Origin of the sequence: Arsenophonus sp. aPb (genome assembly GCF_029873475.1) — a bacterium.
Lineage (GTDB): Bacteria > Pseudomonadota > Gammaproteobacteria > Enterobacterales > Enterobacteriaceae > Arsenophonus.
In genome coordinates, this window is sequence record NZ_CP123499.1 from 2,039,322 (window position 1) to 2,061,849 (window position 22,528).

Sequence of the window (22,528 nt, forward strand, 5' to 3'; positions counted from 1 at the left end):
ATGACCTAATGCCATTATACAGTCTATGTTAATAAAAAAATTAAGGAGTAAATTTTCTGATGAATAACAAGAATTCGCTGAGCCAGGCAAATGTTGATCTAGCTGAAATTGACAAATTTAGCTCTGTTGCCGCGCGTTGGTGGGATCAAACAAGTGAATTCCAACCTCTTCATCGGATTAATCCATTACGTTTAAATTATATCCTGCAACACGCTAATGGTCTTTTTGGTAAAAAAGTTCTCGATATTGGCTGCGGCGGTGGAATTTTATCAGAAAGTATGGCGAAAGAAGGTGCCCTAGTGACAGGAATTGATATGGCCACAGAGCCCCTTGAGGTCGCAAAACTTCATGCATTAGAAAGCAATATGCAAATTGACTATCTACAGGAAACCGCTGAAAGCCATGCGGAAAAATACCCTAAAACTTACGATATTGTCACCTGTATGGAAATGCTAGAACATGTGCCTGATCCTGAGTCAATAGTTCAATCATGTGCAAAATTAGTCAAACCGGGCGGTCATGTATTTTTTTCTACGATTAATCGTAATAAAAAAGCCTGGTTATTGGCAATCATTGCCGCTGAATATATTTTAAAAATGGTTCCCAAGGGTACTCATGATGTGAAAAAATTTATTCGACCTTCAGAACTGCTTAATTGGATAGATAAAACATCTTTGCAAGCACAACATATCATTGGATTACACTATAATCCTATCAGCGACAAATTTTCGTTAGGATCGAATGTTGATGTTAATTATATGTTGCATTTATCAAATGCCAATAATTGTTAACATTTGCTGAATAAAACAGCAATCAGTAGGTCATTACTAATTTATTTTTCACTATTGCCGGTAACATAAATTATAATATTCTCCTATTATCACACAGAGTTATCGGCTAATTGGCAAAATTCAGTGCTGGATTATTGCTAAAACCCCAATTTTTGTAGACTTGATAAAAGTAGCAAATACCATTATCTTGTTAGTATAAACGCAATCAAACACTATATATTGTGTTTACTACTCTCCATCTTAATTCAAAATACAAACTTAATATGCATTTAACAGCACGCCTTTTTGTATTTTGTTATTAACCCTCGAGGGTAGTGATCAATAAATATTTAGCTAGTTAACTTTAGGTGTATCTACTCATGAACCAAAGTCTGTTAGTCACTAAACGTGATGGACATAAAGAACGCATTGATCTTGATAAAATTCATAAAGTCATTACCTGGGCAGCTGAAGGCCTAAAAGATGTATCTGTTTCCCAAGTGGAGCTACGTTCTCAGATCCAATTTTATGATGGCATCAAAACTTCCGATATTCATGAAACAATGATCAAAGCGGCGGCAGATCTTATTTCAGCTGATACACCTGATTACCAATATCTTGCAGCGCGATTAGCTATTTTCCATCTACGTAAAAAAGCCTATGGCCAATTTGAACCACCTGCACTATATCAGCATGTTTTACATATGGTTAAAATAGGTAAATATGATAAACATCTGCTCACAGATTATTCAGCAGAAGAATTCGAGCAGATGGATAGTTTTCTGGATCATTGGCGTGACATGAATTTTTCCTATGCAGCAGTTAAACAATTAGAAGGCAAATACTTGGTGCAAAACCGGGTAAGCGGTGAAATTTATGAAAGTGCCCAGTTTCTTTATATCCTTGTTGCAGCTTGCCTTTTTTCACGCTATCCAAAAGAGACGCGGTTAGACTATATTCATCGCTTTTATGATGCAATTTCAACTTTTAAAATTTCGCTACCTACCCCAATTATGGCGGGGGTACGCACGCCAACCCGCCAATTTAGTTCTTGTGTATTAATTGAATGTGGCGATAGCCTTGATTCAATTAATGCCACTTCCAGCGCGATTGTGAAATATGTATCTCAACGTGCCGGTATTGGTATTAATGCCGGCCATATTCGCGCACTAGGTAGTCCAATTCGGGGAGGTGAAGCGTTTCATACCGGCTGTATTCCTTTTTATAAACATTTCCAAACCGCGGTGAAATCTTGTTCTCAGGGTGGCGTGCGTGGTGGTGCCGCCACACTATTTTACCCTCTCTGGCATTTAGAGGTTGAAAGCCTATTGGTTCTGAAAAATAACCGTGGCGTTGAAGGCAATCGTGTTCGTCATCTCGATTATGGCGTACAAATTAACAAGCTCATGTATGAACGTCTGATCAAAGGTGAAGAAATTTCTCTCTTTAGCCCTTCTGATGTTGACGGTTTATATGCAGCATTTTTCGCTGATCAAAGCGAATTTGAACGTTTATATTTAAAATATGAACAAGACACAAGCATACGCCAGAAACGTGTTAAAGCACTTGATCTATTTTCACTTATGATGCAAGAGCGAGCATCAACGGGTCGTATCTATATTCAAAATGTAGATCACTGTAATACCCATAGCCCATTTGATCCTAATGTTGCGCCAATTCGTCAATCAAACCTCTGTCTGGAAATCGCCTTGCCAACCCGACCGTTAAACAATATTAACGACGAAAAGGGTGAAATTGCACTTTGTACTCTTTCCGCCTTTAATTTAGGTGCTATTACCTCATTAGATGAATTGGAAGAGTTAGCGGTATTGGCCGTGCGTGCATTAGATTCACTCCTCGATTATCAAAACTATCCGATTATTGCCGCGGAAAAAGGCTCTATGGGTCGCCGTACTTTAGGTATTGGCGTCATTAATTACGCTTATTATTTAGCAAAACATGGTGTTCACTACTCCGATGGTAGTGCCAATAATCTAACCCACAAAACCTTTGAAGCGATCCAATATTATTTATTGAAAGCATCCAATGAACTGGCAAAAGAGCAAGGTGCTTGCCCATGGTTTAACGATACCACTTATGCAAAAGGTATTTTGCCGATTGATAGTTATAAAAAGTCATTAGATGCACTAACATCTGAACCGCTACATTATGATTGGCAAACTTTACGCAAAAATATCAAGCAATATGGTTTGCGTAACTCAACGCTTTCCGCATTGATGCCATCAGAAACTTCCTCCCAAATATCTAATGCCACCAATGGTATTGAACCACCGCGAGGTTATATCAGCATTAAAGCATCAAAAGATGGTATTTTGCGCCAAGTGGTACCTGAATACGAACGCTTAAAAAATGATTATGAATTATTATGGCAAATGCCCAACAATGACGGTTATTTGCAGTTGGTTGGTATTATGCAAAAATTTATTGATCAATCTATTTCTGCTAACACTAATTATGATCCAACTCGTTTCCCAAATAATAAAGTTCCAATGAACCAATTATTGAAAGATTTGTTACTTGCTTATAAATATGGGGTAAAAACGCTTTATTACCATAATACCCGTGATGGTGCAGAAGATACCCAAGTCGATCTTGAAGAAGTTGTTGAATCTGCTGATAGCGATTGTGATGGCGGAGCTTGTAAGATTTAACGTGAGGACGTATGGAATACCAATATACAACATTTTCGCAAACCAAAAATGATCAATTACAAGAACCTATGTTCTTTGGACAGCCTGTCAACGTTGCACGCTATGATCAGCAAAAATATCCCATTTTTGAGCAGTTGATTGAAAAACAACTCTCTTTTTTCTGGCGCCCAGAAGAAATTGATGTTTCTCGTGATCGTATTGATTATCAAGCACTTCCTGAACATGAAAAACACATTTTTATCAGTAACTTAAAATATCAAACACTGTTAGATTCTATTCAAGGACGTAGTCCTAACGTGGCACTACTGCCCCTTATTTCCATTCCTGAGCTAGAAACCTGGGTAGAAACCTGGTCATTTTCAGAAACTATTCATTCACGCTCCTACACCCACATTATTCGTAATATTGTTAATGATCCATCAATTATTTTTGACGATATTGTAACTAATAACGAAATTTTAAAGCGGGCAAAAGATATTTCAGCTTATTATGATGATTTAATTGAGCTGACCAGTTATTACCATATGTTAGGTGAAGGCAGTCATACGATTAATGGTAAAAATGTAATTATTTCTTTACATGAACTCAAAAAGCAACTCTATCTATGTTTGATGAGTGTTAATGCGCTAGAAGCTATTCGCTTTTATGTTAGCTTTGCTTGCTCATTCGCTTTTGCTGAACGCGAATTGATGGAAGGAAACGCTAAAATTATCAAATTGATTGCGCGTGATGAAGCACTACATCTAACCGGCACTCAACATATGTTAAATTTAATGCGGTCTGGTCAAGATGATCCTGAAATGGCTATTATTGCCAAAGAGTGTGAAGAAGCATGCTACCGATTGTTTGTTCAAGCCGCTGAACAGGAAAAGGAGTGGGCGGAGTATCTGTTCTCTGGTGGTTCAATGATCGGTCTTAATAAAGATATTTTATGTCAATATATCGAATATATTACCAATATTCGCATGCAAGCGGTTGGTTTAAAATTACCCTTTGAAACCCGCTCTAACCCTATTCCATGGATCAACGCCTGGTTAGTTTCTGATAATGTTCAGGTAGCACCACAAGAAGTCGAAGTGAGTTCCTATTTGGTAGGGCAAATTGATGCCCAAGTTGATACCGATGAGCTGCGTAGTTTTGAGTTATAACCGTTATGGCAAGCTATAAAATCACCCTGCGCGACGCGCAGGGTATACAAATTTCTTTTCATTCCGAACAACATACTAGTCTACTTGATGCCCTTGAACAGAGTAAAATTCAAATTGAATTTCAATGCCGAGAAGGCTTTTGTGGTGCATGCCGGGTTCGCCTATGCAAAGGGAAAGTGGGATATCGGCATAAACCGATCGCATTCATTGATAAAAATGAGATATTAGCCTGCAGTTGCCAGCCACTTAGCGATATTGATATTGATATCAATTAATAACCCCATCAGGCACTAATAAGAGTATTACCCTTTTTTAGCAACCACCAGTAACATCATTGGACGCCGTAGTTCATCTCTCATGCCAGCAATTTTATCTAACAAATAATCAGCCGGCTGAGGCTCAATCAGTTGTTCAATAGAAAATCCGGCGGTCAATAAACTGGTCAAATAGGTTGTTAAAGTTTTATGGTACTTAGTCACTTTATGGCCAAGAAATTCTGCCTGTCGCACACCTTCGCTAAAATAGTTATCAACTGGCCAATGGAGCTTAGCGCCTAAATGATCATAACACCAATCTTGTGAACCATCAGCAGTAAAAACTGGGTGCTCGATCGAAAATATAAACTGGCCTTTTTCTGTTAAACAAGCGTGGATTTTATGACATATTTGCGCAAAATCAGCAACATAATGTAACGCTAGCGAACTGACGACCAGATCAAAACTAGCATTGGCAAACTGCATATCCTCTATCGCTTGTTGCCGGTATTCAATGATATCAGGAAAGCGATTTTTTTCTTTTGCTACCTTTAGCATTTTCTGCGAAATATCGGTGCCAATCACTTTTATTGCACCCTGTTGTGCTGCATATAAACAATGCCAGCCGTAACCACAACCCAAATCTAATACTGATTTACCTTGGAAATTAGGTAATAAACGTTGCAATGCTGGCCATTCCCCGGCGGCATTCAATCCATCGACAGAACGTGGAAATTGGCTATAGGCGATAAAAAAATCATCCTGATCATAAATATTTTCTTTCATAACTAAATCCCAATGATTGGTATAAAATTAGCTTAACTATCACTCTCTAACCGAATTTTTATATTATGCCTGATCATTATCCAATTTACTAATACTTAACCTCGCAATGTAAACATAAAATGCCAAATAATGTAATATTAATTTGACACATAATAAGCAATCATTTACTCTGCCGCTATAATAAATTTAGCGATAAAACTCAGGATCACTTGTGAAAAATCCGACACTGGGTAGTATTTTGATTGTTGCTGGCACTACAATTGGTGCAGGTATGCTGGCGATGCCTCTTGCCGCATCGGGCGTTGGCTTTCCCATGATTGCACTTATGCTAATTGGACTATGGGCTTTAATGAGTTATACCGCGCTACTATTAGTCGAAGTATATCAATACCATCCCGCACATTTAGGTCTAGGCTCCATTGCCAAACGGTATCTTGGCTTACCTGGAAAAATGATAACCAGTTTAAGTGTGCTACTACTAATGTATGCATTAGCGACAGCTTATATCGGTGGTGCAGGTATTTTGCTCGCTAATAGCCTTTCATCTTGGATTGGAATAAATATTAGCATCAATTGCGCTATTATTTTATTCACCCTTATAGGCGGTGCAATTGTCTGTATTGGTACGCATTCTGTCGATTTGATAAATCGCATGCTGTTTATCGCAAAAATTGTTTTTCTACTGATCATGCTAGTCGTCATGATTCCGCACGTAGAAAATATCAATCTTACCGCTATGCCAGTAGAAAAAGGGTTAGTTTTATCAGCCATTCCGGTCATTTTTACTTCATTTGGTTTTCACGGTAGTATCCCTAGCCTAGTAAATTATATGGATGGGGATATCAAAAAGTTACGTAAAATTTTTATTATTGGCAGTGCGATCCCATTATTCGCTTATATTTTATGGCAAATGGCCACCTTAGGGGCTATCCCACAAAACACCTTTATCGGTATATTAGCCGCCCAGTCGGGTTTAAACGGATTACTCATTGCAATTAATGATATTGTTGCCACTTCACAAGTTACTATTGCCGTTAACCTATTTATGGATCTGGCGTTAGCAACCTCTTTTTTGGGCGTTACGCTGGGTTTATTTGACTATTTGGCCGATATGTTTAAGCGTAAAAATAGTGCATTCGGTCGCTTACAAAGTGGATTATTAACCTTCCTGCCGCCACTAATTTGCGCACTTTTTTTTAGCAGTTTTGTTAAAGCCTTAACTTATGCAGCTGTCGCTTTGTCGATTTTAGCACTCATCTTACCCACATTGATGGTTATGCGAGTTAGAAAGATCGAAACTAACAAAACTAATCGTTACCAGGTTAAAGGTGGAACACCGGGATTGCTGGTAGTATTGATTTGTGGTGTTGCCGTAATTTTAATTCAGATCGCCATTGTTATTGGCATTTTACCTGCTGTTGGATAACCCTCTTTGACATATAGGAAAGCACCATAATTATATATAGTGCGATCAATTAAGCAGCTAAAAACTGACGCCTGCACCAAGATAAAAACCATCGGCAATAGTATTATTAGGATGATGATGTTTACCTTGTACTTTAATGAAGCGATAACCAAAATTAATGGCTAATGGTTTAATTACTTCATATTTGATGCCAACATCGGCTTCCTGATAAGCATAATTACCTGAAGTGAAATCACGCGGTGAACCATAAATTTCTCCATATAAAGCCAACGATGGCATTATTTGCCAATTAGCACCAACGCCAGCAGAAAAGGCAAAACCGTTATTATTATCTTGTGGTGATAAATAATAAGCTTTTCCACCAATATAAGCACTAAAAGGACCCAAAGGTAAACCAAAAGTCGCGCCAACACTGGCTATTTGGCCATCATGATCACTACGTGTCCAATTGCCATTTATGCCTAGACCTGCCCCTTTGCTACCAATGCCCGCCGTAAGTTCAGTAAAATTTTTTCCTACTTGTGCACTAACAGAAGCGGCATTAGAATGGCCTGAGAATAAAAAACATCCAACTGTTACGGGTAATAGAAACCTTTTCATCAAAATAGTTATCCTAAGTCATTAATTATTCTGGTTACTAAAATATCGACAATATATTTCATTTTCTTGCGAATTATTATTATTTTTTTGTAAAAAGCATTTTTGGCTCTGATATATCACAGCAATAGGTATTTTTGATTGGCTATATATCTTATTAGCTTAGATAATTTATTTGATATAACTTTAATGAGATTAATAAAATTATGTAACACCTGCTAATTATTTTTAAATACATTTTTCTATTTCAAAAAAACTGGAGATGTGTAATGGAGAAAAAAGAAGGTCTTACTACCTCTGCAGGCTCACCCGTCGTTGATAATAATAATGTTATCACCGCAGGCCCTCGAGGCCCGATGCTGTTACAAGATGTTTGGTTTTTAGAAAAATTGGCTCACTTTGACCGTGAAGTTATACCTGAACGCCGTATGCACGCTAAAGGCTCAGGTGCATTTGGTACTTTTACCGTTACCCATGATATTAGCCAATATACGCGGGCAAAAATCTTCTCTCAAATAGGTAAAGAAACCAAATTATTTATTCGTTTTTCTACCGTTGCTGGCGAACGGGGCGCTGCTGATGCAGAACGAGATATTCGGGGTTTTGCCTTAAAGTTTTACACCGAAGAGGGTAATTGGGATTTAGTGGGTAACAATACACCGGTTTTTTATTTACGTGATCCATTAAAATTTCCCGATCTTAACCATGTCGTAAAACGGGATCCGCGCACTAATTTACGTAACCCTGCTTATAAGTGGGATTTTTTCTCACATTTGCCTGAATCTCTTCATCAATTAACTATCGATATGAGTGACCGAGGTATCCCCAAATCTTACCGTCATATGCACGGTTTCGGTAGTCACACCTATAGTTTCATTAATGAAAAAAATGAGCGATTCTGGGTTAAGTTTCATTTCCGCTGCCAACAAGGCATTGAAAATTTAATGGATGACGAAGCAGAAAGAATTGTCGGTAAAGATCGTGAAAGTTCACAGCGGGATCTATTTGATGCCATTAAAAACAAAAATTATCCGCGTTGGAAATTGCAAATCCAAGTCATGCCTGAAGCCGATGCCGCTAAATTACCCTACAATCCATTTGATTTGACTAAAGTATGGCGACATAAAGATTGTCCATTAATCGATGTGGGTGAATTTGAATTAAACCGCAATCCTGATAACTATTTTGCTGATGTGGAACAAGCCGCCTTTAGCCCAGCTAATATTGTGCCAGGCATTAGTTTTTCACCGGATAAAATGTTACAAGGCCGGCTATTCTCTTATGGAGATGCCCATCGTTATCGTCTAGGGGTCAATAATTTTCAGATCCCAGTCAATAAACCCCTTGCCACTTGTCCATTTCATAACTATCACCGTGATGGCGCTATGCGAGTGGATGGTAATAGCGGCAACGGAGTGACTTACGAGCCGAATAGCGCTGGCCTATTTCAAGAACAGCCGCAATTTAAAGAACCGCCATTAACGTTGACGGGAGCAGCCGATCACTGGAATCATCGCGAAGATGATGATTATTATAGCCAGCCTCGGGCCCTTTTTGAATTGCTCAGTAAACATGAACATAAACGTATGTTTGAAAGGATCGCCAGTGAATTAGTTGAAGCATCAATTGAAACTCAGCAGCGACAGGTTGCGTTATTTTATAAGGTACACTCTAAATATGGTAAAGGGGTTGAAAAAGCATTAGAAAAACAGCGAAAAAAACACCATAAGTAAAACGCTTTAGTAGTCAAGGAGAGGCTAAAACCTCTCCAAATCATTTTTACGCTATTGACTGGCTAAAAAATGGATTTACCCAAAGATCTCCTCATCGCCTTAGAGCCAACGCTATACTAGTTTAAACCCGTTTATTATCATCATTATGATGCTGCAAAAGCCATTGTTTGATATTGTGACGGGAAAGCTTAATGCCGGCATTCTCTATTAACATTCTAGGCAATAAATAATAAGCAATAGGCCGCTGAAAAGCGGCTAACCGATTTTTTAACCATTGATTTAAACTGGTTAGCAGTTGTTGATTATCAGATTCAATAACCGCAACTGGACGGTGACCATATTCTTTATCGGCCATTGGGATGATAAAACTCTGTTTAATATCGGGATGGCTATTTAAAATGGCTTCGATATCTTCGGGTTGAATACCTTCCCCGCCACTGAAAAATTGATTATCCAATCGACCTAAAATTTGCCATTCACCCTGTGCAAACGCGCCTTTATCACGACTAGCAAACCAGCCATTAACTAATGCGAATGGTAGCACTTTGCCCTGCCACCAATAGCCTAATGCCAAGCTATCAGCTTGAATATGAATTTCACTATTGACTAAACGAAGCGACTTGCCGCTTAAAGGTAAACCGACACCCTTACCGCTATCTGCTTGTTTAGCGCAAACGGTGGATGCGGTTTCTGTCATACCATAACCTAACCAACAGCGGATCCTATGCTGTTTAGCCGCAGCGACTAGCTCGTTTGGTATCATCGCGCCGCCTAATAACACATGTTGTAAGCTGGGTTTTTGCTCAACATTTTTTATCTGCAATAAACGCCATAATTGAGTCGGCACTAGAGAGGCGTGGCTGCATTGCTGTAAGGCATCTGGTAACGAATTGGTTGCTTTTATTGCTAATCTTGCTCCTCGAAATAACCACCGCCAAACAATTCCCTGACCTGAGACATGAAAAAGCGGTAACGAAAGCAACCAGCAATCCTCTCGTTGAAATGGCAATAACGCAAGCAACCCTTTAGCACTGTTGAGATGAGCAGCAATATTATGTACCACTGCTTTCGCTAAACCGGTTGAACCGGAGGTTAATATTAATGTCGCTGGCAGCAATGGCATAAAAGGCACAGCTATTGTGACCTCATCTTGAAAATTAGGCGATTTTGTTATGACTGCTCGATAATCTAAAGATTTTACATGCGGCAAAAACAACGGCTCTTCTGTAAAATCAATCATATAATCAATCGCTAAACTGGCAGTTAATTCTGTTACTGTGCTCTCTGGTAGTTGTGGATTAAGCGGCAAAATACGAGCACCCAGTTGTAATAATGCCAACTGAGATAACAGCATAGAAAGACTATTTTTACCTCTTAGCATCAGAGTCATCTGTTGGGGAGCAAACAGCTGACGTTGAAAATAGGCAGCAATAGCATTAATTTTTACCACCAATTGGTGCCAGCAATATTGTCTATTCTCGGTTATCAGCGCAATTTCTGTCGGTGATTTTTCTGCCCAATAGAGCCAAGGCCATTGATTAAAAATCATTCATGTTGCCATATTCGTTCTAATTCATTTAATCCGATTAGCGGTAACGAACTTTCAGGCCATTGACGGACAAGTTGAGCCTGGTGGAGAGACAAGGTATCTAATCCTGGCACGGTTTGTGGTGTCAACCAGCTGGCTATTCTAGCTAATTGTGTTAAGCCAAAACTACTTTCCAGACTAGAGCTAATCACAGTCTCTAATCCCAAGGCACGTGCGTCATCAATAAGTTGCTTACAACGATTTAAGCTACCCAGTAAGGTGGGTTTAACAATGATGGCGCTAACGCCCGGCTGCTTTTTAAGTTGAAAGCCAGGCTCACGCACACTTTCATCCCAAGCGATTGCGATCCCAGTTTGATGAGCAAAAGCCAACGAATCATGCATGGTTTTACAAGGCTCTTCAATAAAATCAATTCTAGCGCGATTAGCTGGCTTAATATACTTAGCAAATGCGGCGGCTTGTGATTGATTCCAACTTCGATTTGCATCTAAGCGTAAACGCAAGGAAGCAACGGCATCAAGTAGCAAATTAACCACCATCCCATCGCGCACTGACTCGTAAAACCCAACCTTAACCTTAGCCACTTTTTCACTACTAGCCGCATTTAATTGTAAAATAAGCTCATCCAGATCACCGGTGCAAAGGGGAGCTTTTGGATAATGGGTTATTTCCGGTAATTCAGCCATTAATTCAGCCTGTGCACAACTGAGCCCAAAAGCCACTGATGGAATATCACATTCTTTTATTGCTGCCCCCTGACACCAATCACGCAAGCCCGTTTGTAGTGCCCCTTGAGCCATTTCCAATGTTTCAACACTAAACTGCGGTAAAGGTGAAATTTCACCCCAGCCTTGAGAACCATTTTCCTGTAAATGAATAAGAAAACCATCACGGGATTTTAATCGTTGCTGTCGTAATATAATCCCGGCTTCCATTGGTAGACTAAATTGATATATTGCCGCCTTACGCATTATGGATTACGCTCAAAGGTTGAAAAATCAGGTTGCCGTTTTTCATTAAAAGCATTTCTGCCTTCCTGTCCTTCCTCAGTCATGTAAAACAACATCGTTGCATTACCAGCTAACTCTTGTAAACCTGCCTGGCCGTCGCAATCCGCATTCAGCGCTGCTTTCAAACAGCGTAGTGCCATTGGGCTGTTTTTTAGCATTTCTCTGCACCAGCTTACCGTTTCACGCTCAAGTTCAGCATAAGGCACAACCTGATTTACCAATCCCATATCCAGGGCTGACCGGGCATCATATTGGCGACATAAGAACCAAATTTCGCGCGCTTTTTTTTGCCCAACAATACGCGCCATATAAGAAGCGCCCCAACCACCATCAAACGAACCCACCTTAGGACCAGTTTGGCCAAATATGGCATTGTCAGCAGCAATGGTTAAATCACACATCATATGTAATACATGCCCACCGCCGATGGCATAACCGGCAACCATCGCAACAATCGGCTTTGGGCAGGTTCGAATTTGACGTTGAAAATCTAAAATATTCAAGTGATGGATGCCATTATCATCTCGGTAGCCACCATAATCACCACGAATTTTCTGATCACCACCGGCACAAAAGGCTTTCTCTCCCTGACCGGTTAAAATGATGCAGCCTATCGCATTATCGTAACGGGCATCAGATAATGCCTGGATCATCTCTTTGACGGTTTGCGGCCGAAATGCATTACGAACATGGGGACGATTAATCGTAATTTTAGCAATTCCATCTTTGGTTTTATGATAAAGAATATCTTCAAATTGGGCCGAATGATCATGCCATTGGGCAGCAGCATAAGGTTGTTCTTTATTCAGACACTGCATATTCAATTCCTTCCGTCAGAAAATGTTAAAAAACGCTCCACTGCTTTAGCATAAGCAACAGGATTACTACGATGGGCATTATGCCCAGCCTCAGCTATCCGAATAAGTGGTAACGAAAATTGTTGTGAAATAGCGCAAAACTTTTCGTCATACTCACCACAGAGGTAGCTGAAAGGGTAGTTTCGCTGTAATAATTTATTGACTAAAAAAGGTTGTTTACCTAATGAAGTCATTTCCAATAAATGAGCAACATGTTCGCCACAATTATTTGCGCGCTCAGCAATTAATTGTTGCCGTTGCTCGGCAGATAAGTCATGAAAGACGGCTTGTTGATACCAATCAGATAAAACATTATCCATAGGCTCACATCGAAAGCGCTTTGCCCAAGACTGATCATGCTTTAAACGTAGTAGACGTTCAGTTGACCGTTTTAAACCAACATTGGCCCCCTCAACGATTAATGCTTTCAATTTAGTAGGATGAGACTGACAGGCGTAATACATAGCGATCCTGCCACCCAATGAATAGCCAATTAGATAATAACTGTCAATTTGATTAGCCTGAATTGCCTGTTCAATTAGCCGACTTAAGTAAGAAAAATTTGCCAACTGAATGTGCGGTGAACGTCCGTGTCCCGGTAAATCAATTGTCAGTGATGGGCGATTAGCGCATTGTTCAATAATAGGTAGCCATTCACGGCCTTCACCAAGTAAACCATGTAACCAAACTAACCATGTTCCCGCACATTTTTCATGGTATCGTCGTGTATATAACATCATAATTGCATCATCTGGTTAACAAGTTGATTGAGTGTTTTTGCGCCTTGATCACCTTCTACTAGCAATTCGACCATTAACGCCTTACCATCCTGCTGCCAATAATTATTGATAGTATCTTTCAACTCATGCCAATTTGACGGGGCCGCGTAAGATAGACCAAACATGGCAGCCGCATGCTTAAATTGCAACTGATGAGGCATGCAATAAAAACGTTCTCTTTCCGCTTCAGGGGTAGGTAGCATAGAGAAGATTTGGCCACCATTATTATTCACCACAATCAACACCATAGGTGCCAAGCAAGCACGTAATAAATTCAGACTATTTAAGTCATAAAGCGCAGAAATATCGCCGATGATGCCTAGCGTAGGCTTCGCATTGGCCGCATGCACACCGGCTAGGGTAGCAATCAGACCATCAATGCCACTAGCTCCACGATTGCTATAGATTGGATAATTTGCCGGTAATTGGCAGAGCGCATCAATCAATCTGACAATCAAACTATTACCAACAAAAAGTTGCCCATTGGTCGGTAACAATTGGGTAAGTTGATGAGCAATGGCCGCTTCTGAAAATTGTTGTTCAAACTGTTGCGTGACGCCGCTATAAACACTATTAACAATATCTATCAATGCGTTCGCCCAAGGTAAACAGGCAACTGCCGGATGGGCAATTAACCAGTTAGATACGGAACTGACCAATCGCCTACCACGATGATTAGTCGGATCTAGACGACCAGGAATGTGATCAATAATCCAATATTCTTCAGGTTGGCATTGTGCTTGCCATTCTAATAAACGTTTACTAGTTAAACTTGAGCCAAACTGGACGACTAACTGGGCATTTTGCAAAATGTTTTTCACCGCTGCTATAGATAACCAAAGATCCGCACAGGGTAAATGTTGCCCTGTTTGTGATAAAACATCACTAATTATTGGCCAACCTAGCATTTCTGCCCATTGTGCAACTTGCGCTCCCTCATCAGGCCGCATTCTGCCCGCGATCACCAGACCTTTTTTTTGTCGCCAAACATGCCAATCGGTGACCAATGCTAACGAGTGAGAGACATCACCTTGCAACCAGGGTGTAGAAGATTGCCACCAATCAGCTAGTGAATTTTGCCAGTCAATTTGTGTTGATGCTTCACCATATAAAGGTTCTGCAAATGGGCAATTGATATGCAAAGCGCCATGGGAAAGATTATTCATTGCATTGTCAATGGTACTAAGCAACCATTGTGCACTGATATTTTGGCTTGGGCTGGGTAATGTTAATGTTTGTGCCGGATGATCAGCAAAAATAGCGCTTTGCCGGATCGCCTGATTAGCGCCACAATCAATTAATTCTGCTGGCCTGTCGGCGGTTAAGAAAATAATATTTTCACCCGTTAAGCCAGCTTCGATTAAAGCAGGATATAAGTTAGCTACTGCGGTACCAGAAGTCACAATAACTGCCACCGGTTTGCTAACCACTTTTGCCAAGCCCATAGCAAAATAGCCTAAACCGCGTTCATCATAGTGAGTATGACAAATTAACTTACAATTTGCCGCAGCGGCTAATGTCAATGGGGTAGAGCGAGAGCCTGGTGCAATACAAACATGGCTTAATCCATGTCGGGTTAATGCTTCTAGAATGACTTCCGCCCATTGACGGTTAAAAACACTATGCGACATACATTACTCAAAGCAGAAATAAGAAATAAAATAATAGCAATTTTAAGTAAAATTACGTTATTTTCTTTATTCCAGTTCAATAAAATGACGCTAAAAAATTATTTTTGTTGTAAAAATCAACTTTCACAACAAAATTTTTCCGTATTTAGCAATGTTTGTAAACCTGCGGCCTTATTTTCCACCTCAAGCCATTCTTGCCAGGGATCTGAATCGTTAACGATACCGGCACCGGCATAAAGTCGAAGACGATCATCATTCAGGTGTGCACAACGTAAAGAAACAACAAATTCACTTTGATTCAGTGATAAATAGCCGGCACTACCTGCATACCAACCACGGCAAATAGGCTCATTTTGCTGTAAAAAATGCTTAGCTGTTTTTCTCGGCACACCAGCAACCGCAGCTGTCGGCTGTAGACGTTTTAGACAGTCGCTATCACTAGCATCACGTAGTGTGACGCGAATAAGACGACGCAGATGCTGAATTTTACGTAATAAAATAATATCAGGTGAGGAAACACTAATCTTTTCACAATTATTTTGTAATCTTTGACAAATATCCTCTACCACCAGTCGATTTTCATGCTGATTTTTATCATCGTTCATTAACCAATCCGAATAGGTTTGCCTGACTAACTGATCGGATGAATTGACTACCGTTCCAGCTAATGCTTCAGTATAAAGTTGTTGAAATTTGCGATAATAGAGTCGCTCAGGCGTTGATGATAAAAAGGTATGTTGAGCGTTAAAGGACAACATAAAATGATAACATTGACGATTAACCGCTTTACTTGCCGACATCAGACTGGCCGCATTTAACGGTTTTGTTAATTGAATATCCGTTTGGCGGGCAATAACAACTTTATCCATCACCCCACTATTAATCAGTTGTACTGCCTGAGTGGTTAAATCGCGCCACTGTGGGTATTCAGGCAGATGTTGAACTTGCTTAATATGACTATTAAGTGGAGAAATAGGTTTAACCAATTGCAATTCGGCTAAAAATTGCAGGGCGTGTGGCAGATCTTGTTGATCAATAATATTGACAACTAATATCCACTTTTCCTGACCATAACAAAACTCGATCCGCGGTAAGAATAAATAGCTCTCATCACCAACAAAGCCAGCATAATATTCATTATCAGGCAGTGGCTGCCAAGCATTCAATCCCCAGATCCGCATAGTTGTGGTAGCGGGTTGTTGCTGTAAAAATTGTTCAGCATCAACAATATTAGTAAAATGTTTTACCTCACCAAGTAAAGCCACTTCTTCATGACCATCGCGATGATGCCAATAAAATTGAGGATAAAATTGCTGACTGGCTAGCCAATCTAAGGCAGGAAATTTAATATCAGCGGGTAAAGGAAATTGATATTGTTGCCCACTTTCCCCATCGATTTGTCGTTCAGATAAAAATTGATAAACACTTGCCATGAACTCGCTAATATTAACCACTATTACTATCCTCTTGACTGCAATAAATCATTTTATCAAACCAATTGGCCAATCTTGTATTTATTCTGCTATTTGTCGCTTCAGCTAACTATTATTAAATTTTTTGCTATTAACAATCTCTAGCATAAAAAACCCAGCGATATTAACGCTGGGCTATTAATGCATGATGATATTTATGCTGCCAAGGCAGCAAGTGCAATCTCAAACAAAGGTTGTGGCCATATTCCCAATAAAATTGTCATAACGGCACATAATAACGCAAATAAAGTGGCTAAATTAACATTTAATTGTTTGTGCGCTTGGCCATTAGCTATTGGCTCACGGCTATATAAACTAGCCATAAAACGTAAATAATAGTATAAACCCATCGCACTACCGATAATAACAACTGCTGTTAACCACCATAATTCGGCATTAATTGCAGTAATAATCAGATAAAATTTACCAATAAAACCTAGGGTAATTGGTATGCCCGCTAAAGACAGCATCATGATGGTCAAAATAATCGCCAGTGCTGGTTGGCGCCAATATAATCCCCGATAAACATTAATATCGTCTTTATCATCACCACAGTAAGGACTAGATAGAATACTGACAACGCCAAAAGCCCCTAAACTGGCCAATAAATACCCCATAAAATAGATTGCTACAGTAATTTGCGCTGCACCACTATCAGTCTGTAACGCAATTAACGGCAGCAATAAATATCCCATATGGGCAATAGATGAGTAACCTAGCAGCCGTTTAATACTCCGCTGCGATATGGCCATTAAATTACCAAACAGGATAGAAGCAATGGCAATAATGCTAAGTACTAACAATAATGCCTGACTTTCTGCTAGCGGTGATGTCATTAGTAAACGCATTAAAACCGCAAAAATAGCGATCTTACTAGCGGTTGCCAAAAATGTTGCTACCGGTGCAGGCGCACCTTGATAAACATCCGGTGTCCACAATTGAAAAGGGACAAAAGAGAGTTTAAAACCAATTCCAACCAACATCATGCCAACACCAACCATAATGACTGGATAATGAATAATATGCTCATTTAGGCTTAAACCTAATTTGGCAAATAGCAAACTGCCTGATTCAGCATAAAGTAATGCCATACCGAACAATAAAAATGCAGAGGCAGCGGCGGATAGCAACATATATTTAATGCTAGCTTCTAATGAACGCTTCTGGGTAAAGGCATAGCCAACCAAGCCAAATAATGGCAATGAAATTAATTCAATACCAATGAATAAGGTTGCTAAATGGTTGGCCATTGATAACAAGATCCCGCCTGCAACCGCGATAGTTAATAATAAATAAAATTCTTCTTTATTATCAGGGTATCCTGTAAGCCATCCATAGGCATAAATTGCTGTGCCAATACCAGCAAGCAAAATCAGTGCACTATAAAAGAGTGAATATTTATCTACATAGATTAATGGCGTGACTTCAAGCGGTAATTTATCGCCAATTAAGAAGCAGGCCACTAGCGCAATAATAAAACCGGCTATTGTTAAAGTGGCATTGAGTAAATGAAGACGCCGCCAGGCAATGGATAACATCACAATCACCACTAATAGCCCAACGATCAAAAGTGGTGACAATGCGATCAATTGTTCAAAAGTTATGGTCATGACGAATTATGGCCTTAAGGTTGAAAACGAAATAGAATACAAACTGTGCAGCGATTCCATCACATTTTTTGAAGTATCTAACACGGGTTGCGGATAAAAACCTAATACCACTAATAACAATGCTAATGTCAGTAAAACCAACATCTCGCGACCATTTAAAGCGGGCAGTGCTTTTTCTGATTTTACGCTACCATAATAGACCTGTTGCATCATCCAAAGGGCATAGATAGACGCAAATACCACACCGAATACCATAATCGTTGTCACCAATTTAAATTGCCCAAAAGTACCAAATAGGATCATAAATTCACCAACAAAATTTCCGGTACCCGGCATTCCCAATGTTGCCACAGCAAAAAATAGTGATAGTGCAGGTAGCCACATGACCCGTTTCCATAATCCCCCCATCATGCGCATATCACGGGTTCCGGTACGTTCATAAAGTTGACCACTGATAATGATTAAAGCCGCACCTGACAGGCCATTAGCTATCATTTGTAACACTGCTCCTTGGTAAGCAAGGGTAGAACCGGCATAAATAGCGACGGTAACAAAGCCCATATGCGACAAACTGCTATAAGCGACCAGGCGTTTGATATCTGTCTGTTTGAATGCTAACCATGCACCATAAAATATACTGATAACACCTAGCGTCATCGCAATAGGGGTAAATTGAATCGATGCGGTCGGAAATAGCGGTAATGTGAAACGCAATAAACCATAAGCCGCCGTTTTAAGCATGATACCTGAAATATCAACGGAGCCAGCTGTTGGCGATTGTTCTTGTGTGTCTGCCATCCAGCCGTGAAAAGGTACCAAAGGCATTTTCACCGCAAATGCAATAAAAAATCCTAGCATTAACAGATACTGCGTCAGCGCTGACATTTCGGTATTTAACAGATCGTGATAGGCAAACGACCAATTACCCGATGACTGATAATGAATTAACGCCAATGCCACAATCGCCACCAACATAATCAAGCCACTTGCTTGGGTATAAATAAAAAACTTAGTAGCTGCATTGACATGTGCGCGTTCTTCCGAGCCTTTATGTCCCCAATTAGCAATCAGAAAATACATTGGGATCAACATCATTTCCCAGAAGAAGAAAAACAAAAACAGATCTACCGCCAGGAAAATTCCCATCACTCCGGCTAGAATCCACATCAAATGAAAGTGATAAGCACCTTGATTTGGTTGATTTTCACTCCACGAACTCAATACCGAAAAAATCCCCATGATAGCCGTTAGCACTATCATTAGTAATGATAAACCATCAATGGCCAAGGCAATATTAATACCTAATGGCGTGATCCATGGCATGAAAAAGATCGCCTGCCATTGAGGTAATGCTAAAGTATTAGTCAACGAATAATTTCCCTGTAACCAAAGTAGTACAGAGAGGAGCAGTGTTAACCCCATCACAAGCAGTGCCAAATAGCGTGGTGCCCGTTGATTAAATCGTTCGGACTGCCAGCAAAGTACACCACCGATGAAGGGAAAAAGTATTAGCCAAGGTAATAGCATGGCGCAATGTGTCCCCTAATTAAACCAGAAGTAACAGTGCTAACATCAACACTGCCCCAAACCCCATAGAAGCCAAATACCAACGAATCTGCCCATTCTGGCTAAAAGTTAAGCCTTTATTACCCCAACGCGACATCACAGCTGGGATATTCATTAATGAATTGACAGGATCATTTGCCAATAATTGAGCAATTACTTTAAAGGGTTTTATAAAAATAAGGTTATAAAGTTGGTCAAATCCCCAGGCCTGATACCACCAAGCAGTAAATAAACGTCCCGCCGCACTTTTGGCAATAGATTTAACAAGCTTACGTTTGCCCAGATAGAGAAATATCGCTAGTGCCAGTCCGAGTAATGCAACAATCGCTGAAACTATTTCTAACCTAACTTTACCCGACTCATTGATTGTTTCACTAACAGGGAATATACCCGCTAACGGTTGAATAATCAGTGCCCCAACAACCGTGGATAATACGGCTAATACCGCTAAAGGCAGGGTATGACTAATGCCACCGACAGCTTGAACCTTAGCCTGTTTTTTGCCATGAAAGACAATAAAAATCATACGGAAGGTATAGAGTGCGGTCATAAATGCACCAATTATGCCAGCCCACAAAAAAACAGTTTCTCCTTGCAGCGCGGCTCCCCATAAGATATCGTCTTTACTATAAAAGCCGGCAGTAACTAGCGGTATTGCCGCTAACGCACCCCCGCCAATTAAAAAGCAACCATAAACAAAGGGTAGCGTTTTACGTAAGCCACCCATCTTAAATATGTTTTGTTCATGGTGACAGGCGACAATTACTGAACCTGCGGATAAAAAGAGTAAAGCTTTAAAAAACGCGTGGGTCATCAAATGAAAAATAGCCGCATCCCAAGCCTGGACACCTAAAGCTAAAAACATATAACCTATTTGACTCATCGTGGAATAAGCCAGTACACGTTTGATATCGGTTTGTACTAGAGCCGCAAATCCGGCCAATATAAGGGTAACCGCACCAATAATAGCGACTAAATGCAATATTTCCGGCGCCATTAAGAACAAAATATGCGTACGGGCAATTAAATAAACTCCCGCAGTGACCATGGTTGCCGCATGAATAAGTGCAGATACTGGGGTTGGACCGGCCATTGCATCGGCTAACCAAGTCTGCAAAGGTAACTGAGCAGATTTACCGACCGCACCGCCAAGGATCATTAAGGTTGCCCAATTGATAAGCGGCGAACCAGCGCTAATTTGCTGTGGCACTAATATGCTCAATTGGTGGAAATTCAGGGTGCCAAATTGGTTATAGAGAATAAACATGCCAATGGCTAAAAAAACATCACCAATCCTTGTGACAAAAAAAGCCTTCATGGCTGCTTTGCCATTTTCTGGATTGGTATAATAAAAACCAATTAGCAAATAACTACATAAGCCGACGCCTTCCCAACCAAGATACATTAGCATCATGTTGTCAGCCAAAACGAGAACAACCATACTAGCAATAAACAAATTGGTATAAGCAAAAAAGCGTGAATAGCCTTCTTCACCACGCATATACCAAGAAGCGTATAGATGAATCAAAAAACCCACGCCGGTCACAACCGCTAACATGGTTAATGATAAACCATCAAGCACCAGTGTAATAGGAATGTTGAAGTTACCTACTGCTATCCAATGCCATAATGTCTGACTATAAACATAACCACCATCAGCATTATTAGCATAAAAATCAATCGCTAGCCAAAATGTTATCAGTGCTGCCAAACCTACCGAACCAACCCCGATGATAGCGGACAAATTTTCCGACCAACGTCCGCGAGAGAATGCGAGTAGTAGAAATCCCAATAGTGGCAGCAGAATGGTTAAATAGAGTAAATTCATCCGCGCATCTCACTGACTTCATCAATATTAAGGTTCTGGCGATGACGATGAAGTTGCAATAACAACGCCAATCCTATACTTGCTTCCGCGGCAGCCAAACTGATGGTTAAAATATACATCACTTGACCATCAGCTTGTCCCCAATAACTACCAGCCACCACAAAAGCTAATGCCGCTGAGTTAATCATTATTTCTAATCCAATTAACATAAAGAGAAGATTGCGCCGGATGAGCAAACAACTTAAGCCTAAAACAAATAAAATCGCCGCTAAAATTAAACCATGTTGCAGAAGGATCATACTTGTTCCTCCGTCTCAGAATGACTATCAAGAGCATGCAGCCGCTTTTCACGCCCGATATGAAATGCCACGACCAGACCTGCCAATAACAATAAAGAAACCAGTTCAACAGCTAACACATAAGGACCAAATAAACTGATGCCAACCTGTTTAGCACTGATCATCTCGCCTTTGATCTGGCTATGTTTTATTGCCACGATGGCATAAACAATAACGCCAAGTAAAACGGCTGAAAGAATAGCTGGCCCAATCCATGCTTTTGGTTGTAACCAGGCACGTTCCTGATCGACGACTGATTTACCTAAATTAAGCATCATGACGACAAACACAAACAGCACCATGATCGCTCCGGCATAAACGATAATCTCTAAGGCCCCAGCAAAATAAGATCCAACAGAAAAGAAAACTATCGATAAAGCTAACAGGGAAACGATCAGATACAACAGCGCATGAACTGGATTGGTATGTGTTATTACCCTTAGCGTCGCCAAAATAGCAACCAATCCGGCGACATAAAATGTAAATTCCATAAACATCGTTC

General features: G+C 40.1%; 19 protein-coding genes. 6 read left to right on the forward strand and 13 right to left on the reverse strand.

Going from position 1 to position 22,528, the window contains the following annotated elements:
* The first annotated feature begins 59 nt into the window (after positions 1-59).
* From ubiG to yfaE, 4 genes are all read left to right on the forward strand, one after another.
* Positions 60-791, forward strand: coding sequence for a bifunctional 2-polyprenyl-6-hydroxyphenol methylase/3-demethylubiquinol 3-O-methyltransferase UbiG (ubiG, locus tag QE177_RS09170; RefSeq protein ID WP_280548961.1), 732 nt, complete (start codon positions 60-62; stop codon positions 789-791).
* A gap of 359 nt (positions 792-1,150) precedes the next feature.
* On the forward strand, positions 1,151-3,442 hold the full coding sequence (gene nrdA, locus QE177_RS09175) for a class 1a ribonucleoside-diphosphate reductase subunit alpha (protein ID WP_280548963.1): 2,292 nt from the start codon (positions 1,151-1,153) through the stop codon (positions 3,440-3,442).
* An 11-nt stretch (positions 3,443-3,453) separates the two neighbouring features.
* Positions 3,454-4,590: a class Ia ribonucleoside-diphosphate reductase subunit beta gene (gene nrdB / locus QE177_RS09180; protein WP_280548965.1), complete on the forward strand. Its 1,137-nt coding sequence runs from the start codon at positions 3,454-3,456 to the stop codon at positions 4,588-4,590.
* Between the two features lie 5 nt (positions 4,591-4,595).
* Complete coding sequence (gene yfaE / locus QE177_RS09185; RefSeq protein ID WP_280548967.1) at positions 4,596-4,865, forward strand: class I ribonucleotide reductase maintenance protein YfaE; 270 nt, start codon at positions 4,596-4,598, stop codon at positions 4,863-4,865.
* A gap of 27 nt (positions 4,866-4,892) precedes the next feature.
* Here yfaE and QE177_RS09190 read toward each other — a convergent pair whose 3' ends face one another.
* Positions 4,893-5,630: a class I SAM-dependent methyltransferase gene (locus tag QE177_RS09190; protein WP_280548969.1), complete on the reverse strand. Its 738-nt coding sequence runs from the start codon at positions 5,628-5,630 to the stop codon at positions 4,893-4,895.
* A gap of 211 nt (positions 5,631-5,841) precedes the next feature.
* On the opposite strand from QE177_RS09190, the gene tyrP reads away from it, so the two are divergent.
* The gene (gene tyrP / locus QE177_RS09195) at positions 5,842-7,056 is read left to right on the forward strand and encodes a tyrosine transporter TyrP (protein ID WP_280548971.1); all 1,215 of its coding nucleotides are present in this window, start codon (positions 5,842-5,844) and stop codon (positions 7,054-7,056) included.
* Between the two features lie 57 nt (positions 7,057-7,113).
* On the opposite strand, the gene QE177_RS09200 is transcribed toward tyrP, so the two are convergent.
* Positions 7,114-7,656: a YfaZ family outer membrane protein gene (locus tag QE177_RS09200; RefSeq protein WP_280548973.1), complete on the reverse strand. Its 543-nt coding sequence runs from the start codon at positions 7,654-7,656 to the stop codon at positions 7,114-7,116.
* A 266-nt stretch (positions 7,657-7,922) separates the two neighbouring features.
* Here QE177_RS09200 and QE177_RS09205 point away from each other — a divergent pair, with 266 nt between their 5' ends.
* Positions 7,923-9,386, forward strand: a complete 1,464-nt coding sequence (locus tag QE177_RS09205) for a catalase (RefSeq protein ID WP_280548980.1) — start codon at positions 7,923-7,925, stop codon at positions 9,384-9,386.
* Between the two features lie 121 nt (positions 9,387-9,507).
* Here the strand turns inward: QE177_RS09205 and menE are convergent, their stop codons facing one another.
* The 11 genes from menE to nuoJ all read right to left on the reverse strand — a co-directional run bounded on the left by menE (position 9,508) and on the right by nuoJ (position 22,517).
* On the reverse strand, positions 9,508-10,935 hold the full coding sequence (gene menE / locus QE177_RS09210) for an o-succinylbenzoate--CoA ligase (RefSeq protein WP_280548982.1): 1,428 nt from the start codon (positions 10,933-10,935) through the stop codon (positions 9,508-9,510).
* Positions 10,932-11,906 (reverse strand): o-succinylbenzoate synthase, encoded by a 975-nt coding sequence (menC, locus tag QE177_RS09215; protein WP_280548984.1) that lies wholly within the window; start codon positions 11,904-11,906, stop codon positions 10,932-10,934. The genes menE and menC overlap by 4 nt, the downstream gene beginning before the upstream one ends.
* On the reverse strand, positions 11,906-12,763 hold the full coding sequence (menB, locus tag QE177_RS09220) for a 1,4-dihydroxy-2-naphthoyl-CoA synthase (RefSeq protein WP_280548986.1): 858 nt from the start codon (positions 12,761-12,763) through the stop codon (positions 11,906-11,908). The genes menC and menB overlap by 1 nt, the downstream gene beginning before the upstream one ends.
* Positions 12,764-12,765: 2 nt before the next feature.
* Complete coding sequence (gene menH, locus QE177_RS09225; RefSeq protein ID WP_280552257.1) at positions 12,766-13,539, reverse strand: 2-succinyl-6-hydroxy-2,4-cyclohexadiene-1-carboxylate synthase; 774 nt, start codon at positions 13,537-13,539, stop codon at positions 12,766-12,768.
* Complete coding sequence (gene menD, locus QE177_RS09230) at positions 13,539-15,212, reverse strand: 2-succinyl-5-enolpyruvyl-6-hydroxy-3-cyclohexene-1-carboxylic-acid synthase (protein WP_280548988.1); 1,674 nt, start codon at positions 15,210-15,212, stop codon at positions 13,539-13,541. Before menD ends, menH begins: the two co-directional genes overlap by 1 nt.
* A gap of 116 nt (positions 15,213-15,328) precedes the next feature.
* Entirely contained in the window at positions 15,329-16,666 is a 1,338-nt protein-coding gene (menF, locus tag QE177_RS09235; RefSeq protein ID WP_280548990.1) for an isochorismate synthase MenF, read from the reverse strand.
* Between the two features lie 173 nt (positions 16,667-16,839).
* Positions 16,840-18,294 carry an NADH-quinone oxidoreductase subunit NuoN gene (gene nuoN / locus QE177_RS09240; protein ID WP_280548992.1) on the reverse strand — a complete coding sequence of 485 codons (1,455 nt, stop codon included), beginning with the start codon at positions 18,292-18,294 and terminating at the stop codon, positions 16,840-16,842.
* 6 nt (positions 18,295-18,300) lie between these two features.
* Positions 18,301-19,821, reverse strand: coding sequence for an NADH-quinone oxidoreductase subunit M (gene nuoM / locus QE177_RS09245; protein WP_280548995.1), 1,521 nt, complete (start codon positions 19,819-19,821; stop codon positions 18,301-18,303).
* A 19-nt stretch (positions 19,822-19,840) separates the two neighbouring features.
* Entirely contained in the window at positions 19,841-21,688 is a 1,848-nt protein-coding gene (gene nuoL / locus QE177_RS09250) for an NADH-quinone oxidoreductase subunit L (protein WP_280548997.1), read from the reverse strand.
* Positions 21,685-21,987 (reverse strand): NADH-quinone oxidoreductase subunit NuoK, encoded by a 303-nt coding sequence (nuoK, locus tag QE177_RS09255; RefSeq protein WP_026822041.1) that lies wholly within the window; start codon positions 21,985-21,987, stop codon positions 21,685-21,687. The genes nuoL and nuoK overlap by 4 nt, the downstream gene beginning before the upstream one ends.
* The gene (gene nuoJ / locus QE177_RS09260) at positions 21,984-22,517 is read right to left on the reverse strand and encodes an NADH-quinone oxidoreductase subunit J (protein WP_280549002.1); all 534 of its coding nucleotides are present in this window, start codon (positions 22,515-22,517) and stop codon (positions 21,984-21,986) included. Before nuoJ ends, nuoK begins: the two co-directional genes overlap by 4 nt.
* Positions 22,518-22,528: the final 11 nt, after the last annotated feature.